Raw genomic sequence first — 16,083 nt, 5'->3', positions numbered from 1 at the left:
ACGCCTTGGCTCGATATCGTTGGCGGCATGGTATCGATCGGGGGATCGAGCGAGGGCCGCACGGACGAGCACCCCGGCACGGGCACCCGCGCCTCCCCGTCCCACGGGAGCGCGGCCGGCGCGCGGCACCGCCCGGTGGTGAACGCCGACACCCTCCACACGCTGACGTCGCGGACCGTCGGCGAGCTGATCGCCATCGCGCTCGCCGACGAGGATCCGGACGGCCCCGTCCGCTGGAAGGCCGTGGCCGTCCTGCACGCCCGGGGCGACCTGGACGCATTCACCGAGGCCAGGCGGCTCTGTGCCAGCGACTCACGGGCCGAGAGGGTGCTCGGGGTGGACATCCTGGGCGAGCTCGGCGCGCCGCAGCGGCCCTTCATCGACAAGACCCTGTCCGTGCTGCGCTATCTCGCGGCGTGTGAGGACGATGTGCGGGTGCTGCACGCGGTCCTGATCGCGTTCGGTCACCTGCGCGACCAGAGGGCGCTGCCGTCGGTGATCGACCTGGCGACGCATCCGGACCCGACCGTGCGGTACGGCGCCGCGTACGCGCTGTCGCACGTCCTCGGCCGGCCGCCGGACCCTGCGGGGCTCGCGGCGCTGCGGCGCCTGGCCAGGGATCCGGACGACGACGTCGCCGACTGGGCGGCGCTCGGCCTGATCCTCCCCTAGAACCCCCTAGAACACCGCGGCCTCCAGCGGCGGCGAGCCGGAGCCTGCCTCTAGCGGGCGGCGAGCCGGAGCGTCTCGGGCGGCAGTTCCTCCACCCTGCGGGCGTCCCAGGGCCGCTCGAAGCCCGTGAGCGCCAGCACGTCGTCCAGGATGCCCGCCGTGAAGCCCCAGACGAGCATGCCGCGTACCCGGAACGCCGGGCCTGCCCAGCCGCCGGGGAGGCGCAGGCGCAGCCGGTTGCCGGGGTCGGCCAGCTCGCGGATCGGCACCCGGGCCACGGCGTCGACCTCGTCGGGCGAGGCCGCGTGCACGGCGCAGGGCGTGTGCCACCAGCCCAGCACGGGCGTCACCCGGTTGTCACTGCGCACGACGTACAGCTCGGGCAGCACGCCGACGACGTGGACGCCGCTCGGGTCGAGGCCGGTCTCCTCCTCGGCCTCGCGCAGCGCCGCCCCCACCGGCCCGCCGTCGCCGGGGTCGACGCCGCCGCCGGGGAAGGCGGGCTGCCCGGCGTGGTTGCGGCCCCGGGCGCTGCGCTGGATCAGCAGGACGTCCGGCCCGTCGGCGGACTCGCCGAACAGGAGCAGGACGGCCGCGGCGCGTCCACCGCTGGCGGGGGGCCGTAAGGGGGCGGGGACGGGGCGGTCGACGGCGGTCGCCGCGAGGTCGGTCAGCCAGCCGGGGACGGGAGAACTCATGCCTTTACCTCCTGCGGGGAGCAACATCGGCGCCATCCGGCTGCTTCCCCGCGGGAGAAGCGACCGCGTACCGGAGCCCGTTCTAGGAGAACGGCCCGGGACGGACCAGTTTGGCGGCCTGCGCCGGATCCGTGGGGCCTTCCCCGTACGACGGGCAGAGGCTCGCGAGGGGGCACGCGCCGCAGGCGGGCCTGCGGGCGTGGCAGATGCGGCGGCCGTGCCAGATCAGGTAGTGGGACATCATGGTCCACTGGCTCTTGGGGATCAGCTCCCCCACGGCGTGCTCGATCTTGACCGGGTCGGTCTCGGTGGTCCAGCCGAATCGGCGGGTGAGCCGCTGGAAATGGGTGTCCACGGTGATGCCGGGCACGTCGAAGGCATTGCCGAGGACGACGTTGGCGGTCTTCCTGCCGACGCCGGGCAGCGTGACCAGGTCCTTGAGCTTGCCGGGCACCTCGCCGCCGTAGCGCTCGCAGACGACCTGCGCCATGCCGATGATGCTGTTGGCCTTGGCCCGGAAGAACCCGGTGGAGCGGATGATCTCTTCCAGCTCCGCGCGGTCGGCTCCTGCATAGTCAGCGGCTGATCGATATTTGGCAAAAAGTACTGGAGTAACCAGATTGACCCTTTTGTCCGTACACTGCGCGGAGAGGATCGTCGCGACCAGCAGCTCTAGCGGGTTGCCGAAGTCGAGCTCGCAGTGGGCGTCTGGGTACGTTTCCGCCAGGATTCGGAGCATTCGCCGAGCTCGGCGCACCAAGGCGAGCCGGGACTCCCCAGCGGAGGTCACGTTGCGGGGCACCCCGACAGCCTACGCGGACGGGCTCCCTGAGAGTTCCCTGATGCGGTACGTCACAATGTCTAGCAGCGCTGCGATCCCCAAGCGTGGCGCGCAGTCGTGTGGGCGCGACACCGGAACGAGGAGGGCACCGTGAATACCGACGACGTGCTGCATAAGGCCCCTTTGTTCTCCGCGCTCGACCGCGAGGGGGCGGCCGCGCTGCGTACGGGCATCTCGGAGGTCGAGCTCCACAAGGGCCAGACGCTGTTCAGTGAGGGGGAGACCGGCGACAGGCTGTACGTGGTCCTGGACGGCAAGATCAAGCTCATCCGCACCGCCCCTGACGGGCGCGAGAACCTGCTGAGCGTGCTCGGGCCGGGCGAGATGTTCGGCGAGCTCTCCCTGTTCGACCCTCGCCCCCGCACGGCCAGTGCCATCGCCCTGACCGACGTCCGGCTGGCCGGATTAGGACACGACGACCTGCGCCCCTGGCTCACCGGACGCCCTGAGGTCGCCCTCCACCTGCTGCGGGCGCTCGCGCAGCGGCTGCGGCGCACCAACGACGTCATGGCCGACCTGGTCTTCACCGACGTGCCGGGCCGTGTGGGCAAGGCGCTGCTCGACCTGGCCGAGCGCTTCGGCCAGCGCACCGAGGAGGGGCTGCGGGTCCATCACGACCTCACCCAGGAGGAGCTGGCGCAGTACGTCGGCGCCTCACGTGAGACCGTCAACAAGGCGCTCGCCGACTTCGCCCAGCGTGGCTGGCTGCGCATCGAGGCCAAGGCCGTGGTCATCATGGACGCCGACCGCCTCTACGCCCGCTCCCGGTAGCGAAACGCCCCGCGGGCGATCTAGGCCCGCGTCCATCCAGGGCCGCGTCCATCAAGGCCAGGTCGATCGCGACCTGCGTCGATCACAGACTGTGACGATCACACTCCGTCGAGGTACGCCAGCTGCGCGCGCACCGACATCTCGGCCGCCGGACGCAGCCCGTCCTCCAGCCCGGCGTACACGACGTCGACGATCTCGGCCGGCGTCCGCGCGCCCTCCCGCCGCGCCCGCCTGATCTGCTCCAGACGCCCGCGCCGGTGCGCGATGTACGCGTCCAGGGCCTCGATCGGCTCGGGCAGCACCGGCCCGTGCCCGGGCAGCAGGGCCCGGGCGGACATGATCTCGGCGCCGGCCCGCAGGCGGTCCAGGCTGCGCAGGTAGTCGGCCAGGTCGCCGTCGGGGGCGATCACCGTCGTCCCTCGGCCGAGGATCGTGTCCCCGGTCAGCATCGCCTCGTCGCTCGGCAGATAGAAGCACAGCGAGTCGAACGAGTGGCCGGGCGTGCCGACGATCCGCAACTCCAGGCCGCCGCCGGTCACCACGTCGCCGTCCCGCAGCCCCTCGCCGCCGAGCACATGCGCGGGGTCGAGGGCCCGCACCGGCGCGCCCACGAGCTCGGCGAACCGCTTGGCGCCGCCGCTGTGGTCGGAATGCCCGTGGGTGAGAAGGATCGCCTCGACGCGACGGCCCTCCAGGTGCCCGGCCACGCGGCGCAGATGCCCCTCGTCGTCGGGCCCCGGGTCCACGACCAGGACGGACGGCGCGTCCGGCTCGCCGATCACCCAGGTGTTCGTGCCGTCCAGGGTCATGGGCGAGGCGTTGGGCGCGAGCACGTTGGTCGCGCGCGCCGTCCCGGAGCCGTCCGGGCCGTCGAGGGGGATTCGCAGACCGCTCATGACACCCCATCATGGCCGTCGGGGATGACCAGCCACATCTCGCCCTCCACTTCGGCGACACGGGGCTGGACGGTGACGATCTCGCGGTCGCAGGCGAGGACGGAGTGGACGTCCGCGAACGCCGAAATCTCGGTGAGTGTGCGGATCGTGGGGGGCACGAGCCAGATCTCCCCGTCCTGCGCCCGGCGCAGCGCCTGATCGGGACGCAGCCACGCCACCTCGTCCGCCTCGCCGCCCACGTCGCGCGTGCGCTGGCCGGGCGGCATCGCGGCCACGAAGAACCGCGTGTCGAACCGCTTGCGCTCGACGTCCGGCGTGATCCAGTGCGCCCAGGGACGCAGCAGGTCGGCCCGGAGCACCAGGCCGCGCTTGTTCAGGAACTCGGCCAGCGACAGCCGCCGCGCGATGAGGGCCTCGCGGTCGGCCTCCCAGTCGTCCCCGGTGGTGTCGGCGACGACGGTGTCCGCGCTCGGCCCGGCGAGCAGCACCCCCGACTCCTCGAACGTCTCGCGCACGGCCGCGCAGACCAGGCCGCGCGCAGTGGCGACGTCCGCCCCGAACACGCGGCCCCAGGTCTCGGGGGCCGGGCCCGCCCAGGCCAGGCTCTGGTCGTCGTCGCGCGGGTCGACCGAGCCGCCCGGGAAGACGTACGCGCCGGCGACGAAGTCCATGCTCGTGGCGCGCCTGAGCATGTAGACCTCCACGCCGGCGCGCGCGGAGCGCAGGAGCACGACGGTCGCGGCGTCCCGGGCGGGCACGGGGGCGATCTCGCCGGCCAGGACCGCCCGCGCGTGAACGCCGATCTCGCCGGGCAGCGGGATGCCTTTCATGCCACCTCCACATGATCCAACCGGCCGGGGCTCGGCCGGACCATGGTGACACGGATCATCCGACCTCGGCGATGAGCTCCACCTCGACGGGGGCGTCCAGCGGCAGGACCGCGACGCCGACGGCGCTGCGCGCGTGGCGCCCCGCCTCGCCCAGGACCTCGCCGAGCAGCTCGCTCGCGCCGTTGACCACCCCGGGCTGGCCGGTGAAATCTGGCGCGCTCGCCACGAACCCGACCACCTTGACGACCCGCACGATGTTCGACAACCCACCGGCCACCGACGCGACCGCCGCCAGGGCGTTCAGCGCGCAGATGCGGGCCTGCTCCCTGGCCAGCTCGGGATCGACCTCGGCGCCCACCTTGCCGGTGACGCCCAGCTTGCCGTCGACCATCGGAAGCTGGCCGGACGTGTACACGTAGTTACCGGTGCGCACGGCGGGCACGTACGCGGCCAGCGGCGCGACGACCTCCGGCAGCGTCAGCCCGAGCCCGGCGAGGCGCTCCTCGGGCGTGCTCACTCCTTCTCCCGCTTCATGTAGGCGACGAGCTGCTCGGGGTTCGGGCCGGGAATGACGGTGACGAGCTCCCAGCCGTCCTGTCCCCAGTTGTCGAGGATCTGCTTGGTGGCATGGGTCAGCAAAGGGACCGTGGAATATTCGAAGCGCTTCATGGTGGCACTGTAGACGGACCCGGAGGGGCGGGGTGGCGGGCCCGTCCGTCCCACGGGTCACCTGCGTATCCGGGCCCGGCGTTTGCGGGACGTTTTGCGAAGTAAGGGACGATCGGGCGGCAGCCCGCCGGCGTCGGCGTTTCCGACCGGCGGAAGGCGTCGCGGGGATGTCCACGAGGCGGGGAAGGGCGAATCGCCAAGTGACCGTTGGGTAGCCTTCGGAAGGTGAGCGCTCGCGACATCGACTGGGACGGCGTACGGCTTCATGTCCTGACCGGCAAGGGCGGCACCGGCAAGACCACGGTGGCCGCCGCCCTGGCCCTCGCCCTGGCGGCGGGCGGCCGCAAGGTGCTGCTCGTCGAGGTCGAGGGGCGGCAGGGCATCGCCCAGGTCTTCGGCATCCCGCCCCTGCCGTACGAGGAGCGCAGGATCGCCGTGGCGCCCGGCGGCGGCGACGTCTACGCGCTCGCGATCGACCCCGAAGAGGCGATGCTCGAATACGTCGAGATGTTCTACGGCATGCGGCGCGCGGGCAAGGCGCTCAACAAGATCGGCCTGGTCGACTTCGCGACCACCATCGCCCCCGGCCTGCGCGACGTGCTCGTCACCGGCAAGACCAGCGAAGCCGTACGCCGTCGCGACAAGTCCGGCAAGCGGGTGTACGACGCGGTCGTCATGGACGCGCCGCCCACGGGCAGGATCACCCGGTTCCTCAATGTGACCTCGGAAGTGGCCGGCCTCGCCCGCATCGGCCCGATCAAGAACCACGCCGACCTGGTGCGCGGCGTGGTGGCCTCGCCCGAGACGGCCGTCCACTTCGTCACGCTGCTGGAGGAGATGCCCGTCCAGGAGACGCTGGACGGCATCCAGAGCCTGCACGCCGCCAAGCTGCCCGTCGGCGGCGTCTTCATCAACATGGTCCGCCCCGAGCTGCTGCCCAAGACGGCGCTCGACGCCGCCATGAAGAACGACTTCGACCCCGGGGAGCTCGCGCTCGGGCTCAAGGCGGCGGGCCTCGCCGACGGGCCCGCGGACGCCTCGGCGTTCGCCGAGGCCCTCGCCGCCGAGATCACCGAGCACGCCCGGCGCACGTCGCTGGAGCGGCGCGAGCGGCGGTCGCTGGCCAAGGCCAAGACCCCACGCTACGAGCTGCCGCTGCTGCCCGACGGCGCCGACCCGGCCGGCCTCCACGAGCTGGCCCAGGCCATCCGCGCGCAGGGGGCGGCGTGAGCCCGCGTCCGCCCGTCAAGCCCCGCGCGTGCCCGTCGTGTGATCTGCGCAGCCCCCACCGGAGGACGTCCCCGACATGACCTCGACCGCACCCGCACCCACCGCCGCCGGGGACGCCGGCCGCCGGGTCTCGCCCGTGCTCGACATGGACGCGATCCTCGACGACGCCGGCACCCGCATCGTGGTGTGCTGCGGCTCGGGCGGCGTCGGGAAGACGACCACGGCCGCCGCGCTCGGGCTGCGGGCGGCCGAGCGCGGACGCCGCGTGGTCGTGCTGACCGTCGACCCGGCCCGCCGCCTCGCGCAGTCCATGGGCCTGACCGAGCTCGACAACACCCCGCGCCTGGTCTCCGGCGTGAAGGGGCCGGGCGAGCTGCACGCCATGATGCTCGACATGAAGCGGACGTTCGACGAGATCATCGAGGCGCACGCCGACCCGGAGCGCGCCCGGCAGATCCTGACGAACCCCTTCTACCAGTCGCTTTCGTCCAGCTTCGCCGGGACGCAGGAGTACATGGCCATGGAGAAGCTCGGCCAGCTCCGCCACTCGGATGAATGGGACCTGATCATCGTCGACACGCCTCCGTCGCGGTCGGCGCTGGACTTCCTGGACGCCCCCGAACGGCTCGGCCGCTTCCTGGACGGGCGGCTCATCCGCATCCTGATGGCCCCGGCGAAGGCGGGGGGACGTAGCGCGTTCAAACTGCTCAACGCGGGCTTCGGCCTGGTGGCCGGGGTGCTGACGAAGATCCTCGGCGCCCAGTTCCTCAAGGACATCCAGACGTTCGTCGCCGGGCTGGACGCGGTGTTCGGCGGCTTCCGCCAGCGGGCCGAGCAGACGTACCGGCTGCTTCAGGCGCCCGGCACGGCGTTCGTGGTCGTCGCCGCCCCGGAGCGGGACGCGATGCGCGAGGCGTCGTACTTCGTGGAACGGCTCGCCGAGGAGCGCATGCCCCTGGCGGGCCTGGTGATCAACCGCGTGCACCGGTCTCCGGCGCCGGCCCTCTCGGCCGCGCGCAGTGCGGCCGCCGCCGAAGATCTCGAAGCACGTGGAGAGCACGAGCTGACCGCCGCCGTACTGCGGCTGCACGCCGGACGGATGCAACTCGCCGCGCGCGAGCACCGGGAACGAGAACTCTTCACATCGGCCCACCCCACCGTGCCGATCTCCGAGGTTCCCGCGATGCCGGAGGACGTTCACGACCTCGCCGGTCTGCGGGAGATCGGCGAGTTGCTGTCCTCCTGAGCGCGGGAGCCTCAGGACGGCCCCGACGACCGCGTGGTCGTCGGGCCGGAAGTCGGTGAAGGGACTCGGACCCGGTGGCGCCATCGAGGGGCCGGTGTTCGGCCCCTCCGTCATGTCGTGGAGCGCGGGGCGACGCTGCCCGGCGCTCCTGAACTCAGCCGGCGATCAGCTCGTTGGTCCGCTCGTACTCCTCCTTGGCGACCTCGAGAAGGTCGCGCCAGGAGGTCACGTCCGGTCGCCGCCTGAGCAGCGCGCGGCGCTCTCGCTCGGTCATTCCGCCCCAGACACCGAACTCGATCCGGTTGTCCAGCGCGTCCGCGAGGCACTCCGTACGGACCGGGCATCCTCGGCAGATGAGCTTCGCCCTGTTCTGCGCGGCACCCTGCACGAACAACGCGTCAGGATCCGCACCTCGACAGGCGGCACGGGAGGTCCAATCCGTGATCCACATTTCGACCCCACTCCCCTATAGGTGGTCAGTCGTCACTTGGCGGCCGACGGGCGCGGGCGTCGAGCCTCCTTATTCAGTTGCCGCAGAGGAGAACGTACGCAACCAGACGTTCGGACCGACAGACCCCGGGCGGGTCAATTTCCCACATGGTCATGTCAGGCCATGTGGCCGGGAATGACTAGTCATCCCCCGCGCGGGTAGCGCGCGAGTCAATGCGAAATGGACTTTGGGTACTGATTGAGTCATCGCTTCGGCATACCCTTGGACTTGTGCAAGCGAGAGGCAAAGCCCAGGGGTCGGTGTTCGTCAACCTGCTGCGGCTCATCGGAGCCGCCGTGGCCGCGGGGGTGCTGGCGGCCGCCATCGCGCTGCCCGCCGTGGGCGGAGCGGGCATGGGGGTGAAGAGCACCACAGACGTGCTCAACCTCAAGCCCGAAGACCTGAAAGAGCCTCCGCTACCGGAGAAGACGGAGATCCGCGACTCCAAGGGCAAACAGATCGCGCAGTTCTACTTTCAGAACCGCGAATCGGTGCCCCTGGACAAGGTGGCGCCGATCATGCGCACCGCGATCATCTCGATCGAGGACTATCGCTTCTACGAGCACGGCGCGCTCGACCTCGAGGGCTCCGCGCGCGCTCTGATGACCAACTTCAAGTCCGGCGGCGTCGCGCAGGGCGGTTCGTCCATCACCCAGCAGTACGTCAAGCAGGTGATCTTCAACAAGGCCGAGTCGGACGAGGAGAAGGCCGCCGCCATCGCCCCGACCGTGTCGCGGAAGCTGAACGAACTGCGGTACGCGATGGCCATCGAGGAGAAGTACACCAAGGACGAGATCCTCGAGCGGTACCTCAACATCGCCTACTTCGGCGCCAGCGCGTACGGCATCCAGGCCGCGTCCAAGCGGTTCTTCGACAAGCCCGCCTCCGAGCTGAACCTCGAAGAGGCGGCCACCCTCGCCGGCGCCGTGCAGAACCCCAACGCGACCGACCCCAACCTCGGCAAGCAGCACCGCGCCTCCCTGCTCTCCCGGCGCAACGTCGTGCTGGACCGCATGGCCGAGCTCGGGAAGATCACCAACGAGCAGGCCGCCGAGGCCAAGACCAAGAAGCTGACCTACAAGGACATCGCCATCCCCGGCGGCTGCGAGGCCAGCGCCTACCCGTACTTCTGCCTGTACGTCCAGCACGAGATCCTCAACGACCGCCAGTTCGGCAAGACCGAGAAGGCGCGCAGGGAGTTCCTCAACCGCGGCGGCCTGATCATCAAGACCACGCTCGACACCAAGATGCAGAAGGCCGCGGACAAGGCGATCAAGAAGTTCGTCAACGCCTCCGACAAGCCGGTCGCCGCCGAGGCGCTGATCGAGCCCGGCACCGGCGCCATCAAGGCCATGGCCGCGAGCCGCAACTTCGGCACCAGCAAGAAGAAGAACGAGTCCAACTACAACCTGGTGGCCGACGTCGCGCACGGCGGCGGCTCGGGCTTCCAGGCCGGGTCGACGTTCAAGGCCTTCACGCTGGCCACGGCGCTGAAGGAGGGGATGCGGTACGAGGACGGCATCAACTCCGGCAGCAGCTTCCAGGCGAACGGCTACAGCGACTTCAAGAACTGCAAGGGCGAGAACGTCGGCGACCCCAGCCACGTCGCGCACAACTCCGAGGGCGGCGGCGGGTTCAAGACCCTGCAGACCGGCACCTGGGGCTCGGTCAACACCTTCTTCCTCAGGCTGGAGCAGAAGGTCGGCCTGTGCGACGTCGTCAGGACCGCCAAGGACCTCGGCATCAAGCGCGCCGACGGCGGCAAGCTGCGCGAGGTCGAGACCTTCACCCTGGGCGTGAACGAGATGGACCCGGTGACGGTGGCCTCCGCGTACGCCACGTTCGCCGCCCGGGGCAACTACTGCAAGCCGATGGCGATCACCTCGATCACCGACCGCGACGGCAAGACGACCCCGTTCAAGCCCACCTGCAAGCAGACGCTCGACGAGAAGGTCGCGGACGCGGTCAGCGGCATCCTGTCCGGGGTGTTCACCAAGGGCACGATGACCAGCGTCGGAGGGATCGGCCGGGACGCGGCGGGCAAGACCGGCACGACGGACGGCTCCATGACCGCCTGGTTCGCCGGATACACCCCGGACCTCGCCGGCGCCGTCAGCCTTGGCGACCCCCGCGGGTCCTACACCCACCCGCTGCGCAACATCCGCATCGGCGGCCGCACCTACGGCGAGGTCTTCGGTGCGACGATCTCCGGGCGCATCTGGAAGGAAACGTTCGTCAACGCCCTGAAGGGCATCGAGGCGTCGTCCTTCACACCGCCGGACATGAGCGAGTTCGGCGGGTGCAGCGGAGGCTGCGCGCCCAAGCCGCCGAAGAAGGACCCGATCCGCGACGGCGGCAACAACGGCGACCCGTTCGAGGTGCCGAACGGCCGCGGCGACGGTGGCGGCGGTGGTGGTGGCGGCGGCGGTAACCCCAACCCTCCCGGCAACCCCGACGACGCCACCGGCCTGTTCCAGGTACCGGCCGCCACCACCAACACCAGGAACTGAGCCACCCGTGGCCGCCGCTTCAGACGGCGGCCACGTAGTCCTCGGCGCCGGTGCACCAGCCGAGGTCCTTCTGCGCCTCCACGGCGGCCAGGCGGTCGCTCAGGGCGGCGCGCGTCGGCGTCTGAGCCGAGCAGCAGCCACCTGGGCAGCCCGGGCGCGTCGATCATCGCCCTGGAGATCTTCGCCGAGTCGCCGGGGATGTCGGTGGCCGCTCGCGTGTGCGAGGGCGTGCCGAAGCCGTCCGGTGGGGCGCCGGGCGAGTGCCTCGGACTCAGCCCGCGAGGCGGGAGCGTACGGCCTGGGCGACCCTGCCGCCCTCGGCGCGCCCGGCGACCTTGGGGTTGAGAACCTTCATCACCTGGCCCATCGCCTTCGGACCCTCGGCGCCGCTCTCGGCGATGGCCTCCTGGACCAGCCGGTCGAGCTCCTCGTCGCTGAGCTGCGCCGGGAGGTACTCCTCGAGTACGGCCTGCTCGTCCTGCTCCGCCTGGGCCTGCTCGGCGCGGCCCGCGCCGGCGAACGCCTCGGACGCCTCACGCCGCTTCTTGGCCTCCTTGGTCAGCACCTTGACGACCTCGTCGTCCGAAAGCTCGCGCGCCTCCTTGCCCGCGACCTCCTCGGTGCTGACGGCCGCCAGGGCCATGCGCAGCGTCCGCGTGCGCACCTCGTCCCGCGCCTTCATCGACGTCGTGAGGTCGGCCTTCAGCTTGTCCTTCAAAGCACTCATGGTCACCATCTTGCCGTGTCCCCATGCCACTCTCGCCCGCATTTCCCCGCACCACGCCGCCGTCCGCCACCTCAGGGCTCGTCGTGCGGGCGGGAGGCATACCCACCCCGGCTCGGGCATGATGAAGGGGTGAGGAAAGCTGCCGCGATACCCCTGTCCCTGCTCGGTCTCGGCGCCGCCGGGCTCGGCTACGCGTCGATCATCGAGCGCAACTGGTTCCGGCTGCGCCGCTTCGACGTACCGGTGCTGGAGCCGGGGCAACGGCCGGTCCGGGTCCTGCAGATCTCCGACCTGCATCTCACCCCTGGGCGCACGCGTCTGATCAACTGGGTCCGCTCCCTGGACGCGCTCGAACCCGACCTGGTGGTGAACACCGGCGACACCCTCGCCCACCCCGACGCGATCCCCGCCTACATGCGCGCGGTCGAGCCGCTCCTGTCCCGTCCGGGCCTGTTCGTCTACGGGTCCAACGACCTGTACTCGCCGCACTTCAAGAACCCCGCCCGCTACCTGTGGCGCTCGTCCAAGACCGACAGGCGCCGCCACATCCCCGACCTGCCCTGGACGGAGCTGGGCGCCGCCATGACCGCCGCAGGCTGGCTGGACATGAACAACACCACCGCCCGGGTCAAGGCGGGCGACCTCGACGTCTTCGTGGGCGGCATCCACGACTCGCACATCAACCGCGACCGCTACGACGAGATCGCCGGCCCTGCCCCCGCCGACGCCGACCTTCGCCTGGGCGTCATGCACTCCCCCGAGCCGAGCAACATGTCGCGCTTCGCCGCCGACGGCTACCAGCTCCTGCTCGCCGGGCACACCCACGGCGGCCAGCTCTGCATCCCGTTCTACGGGGCCCTGGTGACCAACTGCGGCATCGACCGCGCCCGCGTGAAAGGCCTGAGCCGGCACGAGTCCGCCTGGCTCCACGTCTCGGCGGGCCTCGGCACCTCGCCCTTCGCCCCCGCCCGCTTCTCCTGCCCCCCCGAGGCCACCCTCCTCACCCTCGTCCCTCGCCGCCCCGGCCGCCCCTAACCCCGGAAGCCCGCCGTCCGCTGCTTCCCTGACCCCGTCCGCCCCTGGCCCCCGACCCCTCCGCCGCACCGGAACCCCACCCCGATCCACGCTCCAGGGTGACGCGAGTACCCCCAAAGTCCGCTAGACTCATGCGAGCACGAGCAAAGCAAAGCCCGTGCACCGGGGTGTAGCGCAGCTTGGCAGCGCGCTTCGTTCGGGACGAAGAGGCCGTGGGTTCAAATCCCGCCACCCCGACCCAGCAGTACCAGCTAGAAGGCCACTTCCGATCTTCGGAAGTGGCCTTTAGATCTTCTGAGTGACTACGCCTGCCGCTGCACGGTTGCCCTGGCACACTCACTCATCCCGCTACGGTGGTTGGACATCCGTGCCCTGGCGCAGACGCTGATCGGCGCGCCGCGCACGAGTAATTGTCAAGACCTGTGGATTGGCGCCCCAGCGGGGAGACTGGGGTTGAGTCTCCCGTAGGGGGAGGCGCGAGAGTGCGGGCATGGACGGCGACACGCTCTTCACGATCGGTGACCTGGCCCGGCGGACCGGGCTGACGGTCAAGACCATCCGGTTCTACTCCGACACCGGGATCGTGCCGCCGACAGACCACAGCCCGGCTGGCTACCGGCTGTACGACATCGGCGCGCTCACACGTCTGGATCTGGTGCGCACCCTGCGTGACCTGGGCCTCGACCTTGCCGTCATCCGGCAGGTGCTGGACCGGGAGGTCTCGGTGCCCGAGGTCGCGGCCGCGCACGCCGATGCTCTGGAGGTGCAGATCCGCACTCTGCGACTGCGGCGCGCTGTGCTGCGCGCGGTGGCCAAACGCGGCTCCAGCCCCGAGGAGATGGACCTCATGCACAAGCTCGCCAAGCTTTCCGACGACGAACGCCGACGCCTGATCACCGACTTCATCGACGACACGTTCGGTGGGCTCGACGCCAACGCCGACTTCGTCGACATGATGCGCTCGGCCATGCCCGAACTGCCGGACGACCCCGAACCCGAGCAGGTCGACGCCTGGGTGGAACTCGCCGAGCTCACCCAGGATCCCGACTTCCGCGCCGCCGTGCGCCGCATGGCGGAGTACCAGGCGGCCGAGCGCGCCCGAGGCGACCGCACCGGCTTGCACCACGATCTCACCGAGACCGTTCGGGACAGCGTCGGCCGCGCGCTCGATGCCGGCATCGGTGCGGCCTCGGCCGAGGCCGCACCGATCATCGACGCCCTCACCGCCCGCTATGCGCAGACCTTCAGCCGCGCCGACGACGCCGACTTGCTCCAATGGCTGCTGACCCGCCTGGAGATCGCCGGCGACCCCCGCGCGGAACGCTACTGGCACCTGCTGGCCGTGATCAACGGATGGCCCGTCCCGCCCAGCCTGGCGCCGGTGTTCACGTGGTTCACGCAAGCCTTGCGCGCCCGCACTGGGCAGCAGTCCCGCGTGGAGTAGTCCCGCGCCCTGGCGGCCAGCCCGGTCCTCGCGGCTTCGATCAGGCCGCGAGGGTCTCGGGGCGTTCGACTGGCGCTGGCGATCTAGCCCGCTTGGGGTCGTGCACTGAAGCTGTAGACCGGAAGCAGGCCGGCCAGTGATCCAAGACGGGGCCGTCGCTATGGATCGCATCCACGTGTGTCTTTCAACGCGCGCTCTGCCTCAGTGCCGTCAACGAACGGACTGATCTCGGACCTGAGGTGCCGACCGTCGCGATCGAACAGATGCAGGATCGCGAACCATGGACCGACGGTAACGGCGGCCAATGACAGTTTTGCCTGGCGCTATGTTCTTGCCATGCACACGGTGGTCGTCCTCGCGCTGGACAAGGTCGTCGCGTTCGATCTGGCCACGCCCGTTGAGGTGTTCGGGCGTACGCGGTTGCCGGATGGGCGGGCCGGCTATCGGGTTCGGGTGTGCGGGGCCGGGGCGAGTGTCGACGCCGGGGTGTTCGCGTTGCGGGCGCCGTGGGGGTTGGAGGCGTTGGAGGACGCTGACACGATCATCCTGCCGGGGCGTACCGAGAACGTCGCCGTCCCGGGCGAGGTCCTGGACGCGCTGCGGCGGGCCGCCGCTCGTGGGACGCGGATCGCGTCGATCTGCTCGGGCGCGTTCATCCTCGCCGCCACCGGACTGCTCGACGGCCTGCGCGCGACCACCCACTGGGCCGCCGCCGCCCGGCTCGCCGAGCGGCATCCCGAGATCGACGTGGACCCGAACGTGCTGTACGTGGACAACGGCCAGTTCCTCACCTCGGCCGGAGCCGCGGCGGGACTGGACCTGTGCCTGCACCTGATCCGCCGCGACCACGGCTCCGCGGTCGCCGCGGACGCGGCGCGCCTGTCCGTCATGCCGCTGGAGCGCGAGGGCGGGCAGGCACAGTTCATCGTCCACGACCTGCCGCCCACTCCGCGCGGCTCGGTCCTGGAACCGGTGCTGGACTGGATGGAGGACAACTGCGCGAAGGACCTCACGCTTGAGGACATCGCCGCGCACGCGGGCATGAGCACCCGCACGCTCAACCGCCGCTTCCGCGAGCAGACCGGCACGACCCCGCTACAATGGCTGCTTCGCACCCGCGTCCGCCGGGCGCAGCACCTGCTCGAAGCCACCAGCCACCCCGTCGACCGGATCGCCGCCCAGGTCGGGTTCGGCTCGCCCACCGCGTTCCGCGACCGCTTCAAGCGCGTCGTCGGGACCACTCCCAACTCCTACCGGGCCGCCTTCCAGGACTCCCGGGCCGGCTGATCCTGGAGGCCGCGCATCATCGGGTCCATTGACATCTCCTGACACGGCGAAGGCCGCCTGCGAGTGTCGCGGGCGGCCTTCGCGGGGGTGGTGGGCTTCAGCTTGTCAGCAGGCCGATGCCGAGGGTGAGGACGCCTGCCGCCAGGCACAGGGCGCCGATCCACAGGAGGATCATCAGGCGGTTGGGCTTGGTGACGTCGCGGCCCAGGGACGACAAGAAGAAGCCGGCGGGCATGAGGATGGCGGCGACGGGGACGCCGAGGCGGGCGACCCAGACGGCGACGCCGCCGAGGCCGGTGGCGTCGACGAAGATCAGGCACACCAGGCTGAGGATGACCAGCACCCCGGCGTGGGCGTGGCCGGCTCGGGCGAAGGCCTGCTGGAAGGGGGTCATGGGCACCTCACCGCGGACGATCCTGGTGAGGAACCAGCCTCCGAACTCTATGGTCACGATCGTCAGCAGAATGGCACCGGCGATGTACTGGGTCTCCTGGCTGAGCTGCAGGGGGGGCATGGCTCTCCTGTCGGGGACATAATCGCGGGAAGTCGGCGAACGGGCGGGCCGGGGCGACCGTTACCCCGCCGGGGCGGGATTGGTCAATGTCATGCCCGCCGGACGGAACCGGCGGGCCGGGGCGAGTCTTACCCCGCCGGGGGCGAACTGGATCAGTGTCGTGGGACGGGCCGGCGGGGCGGCGTGTGTCCGCCGGGAAACCGGCGGGCTGGACCAGTTTCGC

17 protein-coding genes and 1 tRNA gene are annotated in these 16,083 nt (G+C 70.8%); 9 read left to right on the top strand and 9 right to left on the bottom strand.

Features of this window, described 5'->3' with window-relative positions:
• Positions 1-27 precede the first annotated feature (27 nt).
• Positions 28-672 (top strand): HEAT repeat domain-containing protein, encoded by a 645-nt coding sequence (locus DQ384_RS16345; RefSeq protein WP_114029671.1) that lies wholly within the window; start codon positions 28-30, stop codon positions 670-672.
• Between the two features lie 50 nt (positions 673-722).
• Here the strand turns inward: DQ384_RS16345 and DQ384_RS16340 are convergent, their stop codons facing one another.
• Both DQ384_RS16340 and nth read right to left on the bottom strand, forming a co-directional pair.
• Entirely contained in the window at positions 723-1,370 is a 648-nt protein-coding gene (locus DQ384_RS16340) for an NUDIX hydrolase (protein ID WP_114029670.1), read from the bottom strand.
• A gap of 82 nt (positions 1,371-1,452) precedes the next feature.
• Positions 1,453-2,109, bottom strand: a complete 657-nt coding sequence (gene nth / locus DQ384_RS16335) for an endonuclease III (RefSeq protein WP_114029669.1) — start codon at positions 2,107-2,109, stop codon at positions 1,453-1,455.
• 192 nt (positions 2,110-2,301) lie between these two features.
• Between nth and DQ384_RS16330 the strand changes: the two genes are divergently transcribed.
• Positions 2,302-2,982, top strand: a complete 681-nt coding sequence (locus DQ384_RS16330; RefSeq protein WP_114029668.1) for a Crp/Fnr family transcriptional regulator — start codon at positions 2,302-2,304, stop codon at positions 2,980-2,982.
• A 98-nt stretch (positions 2,983-3,080) separates the two neighbouring features.
• Here the strand turns inward: DQ384_RS16330 and DQ384_RS16325 are convergent, their stop codons facing one another.
• From DQ384_RS16325 to sp36, 4 genes are read right to left on the bottom strand one after another with little or no spacing between them, the layout of a single operon-like run.
• Positions 3,081-3,878, bottom strand: coding sequence for an MBL fold metallo-hydrolase (locus DQ384_RS16325; RefSeq protein ID WP_114029667.1), 798 nt, complete (start codon positions 3,876-3,878; stop codon positions 3,081-3,083).
• Entirely contained in the window at positions 3,875-4,708 is an 834-nt protein-coding gene (locus DQ384_RS16320) for an NUDIX hydrolase (protein ID WP_181871245.1), read from the bottom strand. Before DQ384_RS16320 ends, DQ384_RS16325 begins: the two co-directional genes overlap by 4 nt.
• Before the next feature lie 55 nt (positions 4,709-4,763).
• Positions 4,764-5,225: a RidA family protein gene (locus tag DQ384_RS16315; RefSeq protein ID WP_114029666.1), complete on the bottom strand. Its 462-nt coding sequence runs from the start codon at positions 5,223-5,225 to the stop codon at positions 4,764-4,766.
• The gene (gene sp36 / locus DQ384_RS16310; protein WP_114029780.1) at positions 5,222-5,377 is read right to left on the bottom strand and encodes a Sp36 family protein; all 156 of its coding nucleotides are present in this window, start codon (positions 5,375-5,377) and stop codon (positions 5,222-5,224) included. Before sp36 ends, DQ384_RS16315 begins: the two co-directional genes overlap by 4 nt.
• Positions 5,378-5,602: 225 nt before the next feature.
• Here sp36 and bagA point away from each other — a divergent pair, with 225 nt between their 5' ends.
• Together bagA and bagB are read left to right on the top strand one after the other, a co-directional pair.
• Complete coding sequence (gene bagA, locus DQ384_RS16305; protein WP_114029665.1) at positions 5,603-6,607, top strand: ATPase BagA; 1,005 nt, start codon at positions 5,603-5,605, stop codon at positions 6,605-6,607.
• A 76-nt stretch (positions 6,608-6,683) separates the two neighbouring features.
• Positions 6,684-7,853, top strand: coding sequence for an ATPase BagB (gene bagB, locus DQ384_RS16300; RefSeq protein ID WP_114029664.1), 1,170 nt, complete (start codon positions 6,684-6,686; stop codon positions 7,851-7,853).
• A 154-nt stretch (positions 7,854-8,007) separates the two neighbouring features.
• On the opposite strand, the gene DQ384_RS16295 is transcribed toward bagB, so the two are convergent.
• Positions 8,008-8,304 carry a WhiB family transcriptional regulator gene (locus DQ384_RS16295; RefSeq protein WP_114029663.1) on the bottom strand — a complete coding sequence of 99 codons (297 nt, stop codon included), beginning with the start codon at positions 8,302-8,304 and terminating at the stop codon, positions 8,008-8,010.
• A gap of 269 nt (positions 8,305-8,573) precedes the next feature.
• Between DQ384_RS16295 and DQ384_RS16290 the strand changes: the two genes are divergently transcribed.
• Positions 8,574-10,853: a transglycosylase domain-containing protein gene (locus DQ384_RS16290; protein ID WP_114029662.1), complete on the top strand. Its 2,280-nt coding sequence runs from the start codon at positions 8,574-8,576 to the stop codon at positions 10,851-10,853.
• A gap of 271 nt (positions 10,854-11,124) precedes the next feature.
• Here the strand turns inward: DQ384_RS16290 and DQ384_RS16285 are convergent, their stop codons facing one another.
• On the bottom strand, positions 11,125-11,580 hold the full coding sequence (locus tag DQ384_RS16285; protein ID WP_114029779.1) for a GatB/YqeY domain-containing protein: 456 nt from the start codon (positions 11,578-11,580) through the stop codon (positions 11,125-11,127).
• A gap of 129 nt (positions 11,581-11,709) precedes the next feature.
• On the opposite strand from DQ384_RS16285, the gene DQ384_RS16280 reads away from it, so the two are divergent.
• From DQ384_RS16280 to DQ384_RS16265, 4 genes are all read left to right on the top strand, one after another.
• On the top strand, positions 11,710-12,615 hold the full coding sequence (locus DQ384_RS16280) for a metallophosphoesterase (protein WP_114029661.1): 906 nt from the start codon (positions 11,710-11,712) through the stop codon (positions 12,613-12,615).
• Between the two features lie 163 nt (positions 12,616-12,778).
• Positions 12,779-12,852, top strand: a tRNA-Pro gene (locus DQ384_RS16275).
• Positions 12,853-13,105: 253 nt separating this feature from the next.
• A complete protein-coding gene (locus DQ384_RS16270; RefSeq protein WP_114029660.1) occupies positions 13,106-14,059 on the top strand; it encodes a MerR family transcriptional regulator in 954 nt (317 codons plus the stop codon).
• Between the two features lie 336 nt (positions 14,060-14,395).
• Positions 14,396-15,346, top strand: a complete 951-nt coding sequence (locus DQ384_RS16265) for a GlxA family transcriptional regulator (protein ID WP_114029659.1) — start codon at positions 14,396-14,398, stop codon at positions 15,344-15,346.
• A 97-nt stretch (positions 15,347-15,443) separates the two neighbouring features.
• On the opposite strand, the gene DQ384_RS16260 is transcribed toward DQ384_RS16265, so the two are convergent.
• On the bottom strand, positions 15,444-15,860 hold the full coding sequence (locus DQ384_RS16260; RefSeq protein WP_114029658.1) for a hypothetical protein: 417 nt from the start codon (positions 15,858-15,860) through the stop codon (positions 15,444-15,446).
• Positions 15,861-16,083: the final 223 nt, after the last annotated feature.

The sequence above is a fragment of the Sphaerisporangium album genome (assembly GCF_003323745.1).
Taxonomy (GTDB): Bacteria; Actinomycetota; Actinomycetes; order Streptosporangiales; family Streptosporangiaceae; genus Sphaerisporangium; species Sphaerisporangium album.
Note: the sequence above shows the minus strand (reverse complement) of the source record. Positions and strands in the feature narration are given on the sequence as shown.